This window comes from Actinocrinis sp. (assembly GCF_035605935.1).
Lineage (GTDB): Bacteria > Actinomycetota > Actinomycetes > Streptomycetales > Catenulisporaceae > Actinocrinis.
In genome coordinates this window covers 1-3,705 of record NZ_DATNGK010000309.1, presented here as the reverse complement: position 1 = coordinate 3,705, position 3,705 = coordinate 1, and the positions used below count along the sequence as shown (strand labels likewise).

Annotated in this window: 5 protein-coding genes; 3 read left to right on the top strand and 2 right to left on the bottom strand. The window is 68.9% G+C overall.

Going from position 1 to position 3,705, the window contains the following annotated elements:
• A partial coding sequence (locus VN779_RS25155; RefSeq protein ID WP_325727624.1) for an Nramp family divalent metal transporter occupies positions 1-1,175 on the bottom strand: 1,175 nt, incomplete at its 3' end.
• Between the two features lie 191 nt (positions 1,176-1,366).
• Positions 1,367-1,744 carry a helix-turn-helix domain-containing protein gene (locus tag VN779_RS25150; RefSeq protein ID WP_325727622.1) on the bottom strand — a complete coding sequence of 126 codons (378 nt, stop codon included), beginning with the start codon at positions 1,742-1,744 and terminating at the stop codon, positions 1,367-1,369.
• A 139-nt stretch (positions 1,745-1,883) separates the two neighbouring features.
• Between VN779_RS25150 and VN779_RS25145 the strand changes: the two genes are divergently transcribed.
• The 3 genes from VN779_RS25145 to VN779_RS25135 all read left to right on the top strand — a co-directional run bounded on the left by VN779_RS25145 (position 1,884) and on the right by VN779_RS25135 (position 3,498).
• Positions 1,884-2,534, top strand: a complete 651-nt coding sequence (locus VN779_RS25145) for an NAD(P)-dependent oxidoreductase (protein WP_325727620.1) — start codon at positions 1,884-1,886, stop codon at positions 2,532-2,534.
• 155 nt (positions 2,535-2,689) lie between these two features.
• Positions 2,690-3,139, top strand: a complete 450-nt coding sequence (locus VN779_RS25140; RefSeq protein WP_325727618.1) for a hypothetical protein — start codon at positions 2,690-2,692, stop codon at positions 3,137-3,139.
• A gap of 32 nt (positions 3,140-3,171) precedes the next feature.
• Positions 3,172-3,498 carry a hypothetical protein gene (locus VN779_RS25135; protein ID WP_325727616.1) on the top strand — a complete coding sequence of 109 codons (327 nt, stop codon included), beginning with the start codon at positions 3,172-3,174 and terminating at the stop codon, positions 3,496-3,498.
• Positions 3,499-3,705 lie beyond the last annotated feature (207 nt).

The following is a 3,705-nucleotide window of genomic DNA, read 5'->3' as shown; positions in this document are numbered from 1 at the left end:
CCGAGGGTCGCCGCCAGCACCCCGTTGCGGTACTTGCCCATCAGGGGTTTGTTCGCGGACACCAGCATCACGACGATCAGAAATGGGGCGGCGGCGACGCCGTTGACGGTCGCGGAGAACACCAGCAGGGTGATCGGGTTGACCGCGGTGAGCGTGAGCGCGGTGCCGCCGAGGGTGCCGAGAGCGATCAACAGGTAGAACACCGGCGCCTGGCGGATGGAGAGCGACAGGCCCCAGGGGCGGCCCAGCAGCCCGGCCAGGCCGACTGATCCGGAGCCGGCCAGCACCGGGACCGCCAGCATCCCGGAGCCGATGAATCCGAGGGCGAACACACTGGCGGCCAGCGATCCGGCGACCGGGCGCAGCGCGGCGGCGGCCTGCGCGGCACTGTCGATACGGACCGGACCGTGCCGCCCGATCGTGGAGGCGGTCGCCGTGATGATCGCGAACATCACCAGGTTGGAGAAGGTCATGCCGGTGAACACGTCATAGCGGCTGGAGCGTTGCTTACGCCGCGCGCCGAGCGTGGTGCGGCGGCGAAGCGGCAGCGCCCTGGTGCCGCCCTGATCCTCCGCGCGCATCTCCTCGACCCGGTCGGCGGTCTGCCAGAAGAACAAATACGGAGAGATGGTGGTGCCGAGTACCGCGACAAGTAGTGCGAGGTACTCCTTGGACCAGGTGATGTGCGGGATGAAGGTGTGGGCGGCCACCGCGCCCCAAGGCACCCGCGCGGCGAAGAGGACCACGAGATAGGACAGCAGCGCCAGGCAGAGGATCTTGAAGGCGTGCTGAATGAACTTGAACGCGCCGAGCAACAGCAGGGCGGTGATCAACGTTCCGGCGGCCAGCGACCACAGCCACGCGGGACCGGCGTGCAGCAGCGCCATGCCCTGGCCGATGGCGACCAAGTCGGCGGCGATGTTCAGGGCGTTAGCCCCGACCAGCGCGACGATCAGCACCCCGATACCGGCCCTGGTCCAGCGGCCGAAACAGGAGCGGGCCAGTTCCCCGAGGGTCTTGCCGGTGGCCAGTGCGGTGCGGTCGCAGATCTCTTGGATAGCGCCCATCAACGGCAGTGTGATCAACGCGGTCCACAGCAGCCCGAAACCGTACTTCGCCCCGGCTTGGGCGTAGGTCGCGATGCCCGAGGGATCGTCGTCGGAGGCCCCGGTCACCAGTCCCGGTCCCAGCGTCCGCCACGCCGCCCGGATCCGCCGCAGGTGCGCAGGATCCTGATGCGGATGCGGCCGCTTGGAACTGGCGCGGCGTGCGGGCTTCCGCCGAGGCGTCTCCAGTGTCGTCACCGCGCACGTATCACCGTGTTGCCTCAGGTCAAACGCGGCAGCGCAAGACGACTGACGCCACGTCAGCACATTTGCCAGGCGCGTCCCTCGTACGCCTGCCGCGCCTCGAGCAGTTCCTCAAGGTGCTCATCGGCCCAGTCGCACCACGACTCCATGCTCTTGAGCAAGGAGAAACCCAGCGCGGTCAGCTCGTATTCGACCTTAGGCGGCATCCCCGGATGGGCCGTACGGGAAACGATCCCGTCGCGCTCCATCGAGCGCAGCGACTCCGCGAGCACCTTCGGCGAGATGCCTACGAGCGGGACCTGCAACTCCGAGTACCGTCGCGGACCGTCGACCAGACACCGCATGATCTTCGGCGCCCATTTGTTTTTCAGCCGCATGGGCAAGTCCGCGGAGCGGCACTCGGTGAACATGGCCGGGTCGAGCGGGTTGCTCATGCCTTTCAGAATACGACGACGTTCCCGATCACGCGCCGGGCCGGTGAGCGCCGCTTTCGTTGCAGTAACCAAGGAGCCGCCGGTTAGCGTGCCCCTGGTAGCGGGGCAGTCCCGCCCGAACCTTCGGGAGGATATTTCCATGGCAAAGCTCATAGTCTTCGGCGCAGGCGGCAAGGCGGGTCGCCGGGTGGTCGCCGAGGCGGTGACACGCGGCCACGAGGTGACCGCGGTAGTGCGCGACCCGGCGAAGCACGCCGACCTTCAGCAGGCCGGAGTGCGGCTGGTCGCGGGCGACGTGACCGAAGCGCAGAGTGTGGCCGCGGCAGCGGCCGGGCATGACGCGGCGCTCTCCACCGTCTTCCGCCCGGACGCGGATCCGGCCGAGTTCTACACGGCGGCCGCGAAGGCCCTGGCCGCCGGGCTCGCCGAAGCGGGTGTGGAGCGGCTCGTGACCGTCGGGGTCGGCACCGCGCTCGAGGTGGCGCCGGGCGTGGCGGTTCACGACTCGGCCGAGTTCCCCGCCGAGTACCGGTCCTTCTCCGTGGGCCACTCCTCGGAGATCGCGGTCTTCGACGGCAGCGGCCTGGACTGGGCCGTGGTCACCCCGCCGCCCGCCGTGCTCGACGACAAGGCGGAGCGCACCGGCAACTACCGCAGCGGCGGCACCTCGGTGCTGCCCGCGCAGGATGGGGATGCCGTGTTCTCCTATGCCGACCTGGCCGTGGCGCTGGTCGACGAGGCCGCGGACCCGAAGCACCACCGCGAGGTCGTCGCCGTGTCCGGCGTCTGAGATCCGGGCGGGTATTGGAGCTGGTACGAACGCGGGCGGCGACGCGGCGTGAGCGCTGCGCGCCGGGCGAACGGCTCGCGCCGCGCTTGATCAGTATCATGACGAGGTCTTAGCCAGTGCGGCGATCAAGTCGCCAGCCGAAGAAGGGCGGATGCGTGACGAATCCAACCGACCTGGAGCCCCGAGAGCGCAACCGGTTCATGATGGCGAAGATCCGTGCCGGCGAGCCCGCTCCTTACCAGGAGGGCGCCTACGTGCTACGCGTCATGTCTGTGCCTGGCCGCAGGACCGGTCAGCCTCAGCCGGTCCCGATCGCCATCTCGACGGTCGAGGCAGAGCGCTATGTGTGCGCCCCGAACCGGCGGCGGGACTGGGTGCTTAACCTGCTCGCGGCGGAGAAATGCGAGGTCGAAGGCGACCGGGTGCCTCAGTGCGAGGCAGTGCTGGTCGAAGATGAAACGGCCGCGCTCGTGGTGCACACGTACCTGGCCAGGCTCGGCCGCCCCTCGGCTGAGTGGCCGTTTGCGAGTGACGCGCCAGTCTCCGAGATCGCCAAGCACCTCACCGAGATCGCCGTGTTCCGGCTGCGGCCGATCACGGGCTGACTGGGTTCTGCGACCGGCCCTTGGCTCGACCCGTGCCAGAGGACTTCTACCGCTACCTCAGCCAGATCGAGCGCACTCTCGACGATCCGGTGTACATCGCCTTGATCAAGCGCTGGTCGCAGGCCGGCGATTGGGAGGCCGACGATCCGCGGGTGGACGAACTGGCGACCGCCTGGGCCGATCACCTGCTCGCCAACCCCTCGTTGATCACCACGCTGCCCGGGCTGCGCACCCGCCACGACGGCGCCGCGCGCGGCGAACTGCTCAGCCACCACGGAGAAGACCAGAAGCCGGCCTGGACCCGGATGACCGTATTGATCGAGGCGAGGCTGCACGCGGCCGGCATCGAAATGCCGTAACCGGCCCAGACGGCGGTGCTGCGCGCTGCCCGGTCGGCCCCGGTTGGCTGGTTCCTGCGGTGGGTGGTGGGGTTGTTGCATGGGGCAAGGGTGTGGCGGGGTGGTGGTGGTTGCGGGTAGAAAGGTGTGCATGCCGGGATCGTGGAGGGCGCGCCCTGAGGTGGATGGGGATAGCGAGCGGGTGGTTGGCGAGTTGCTGACCGCGTC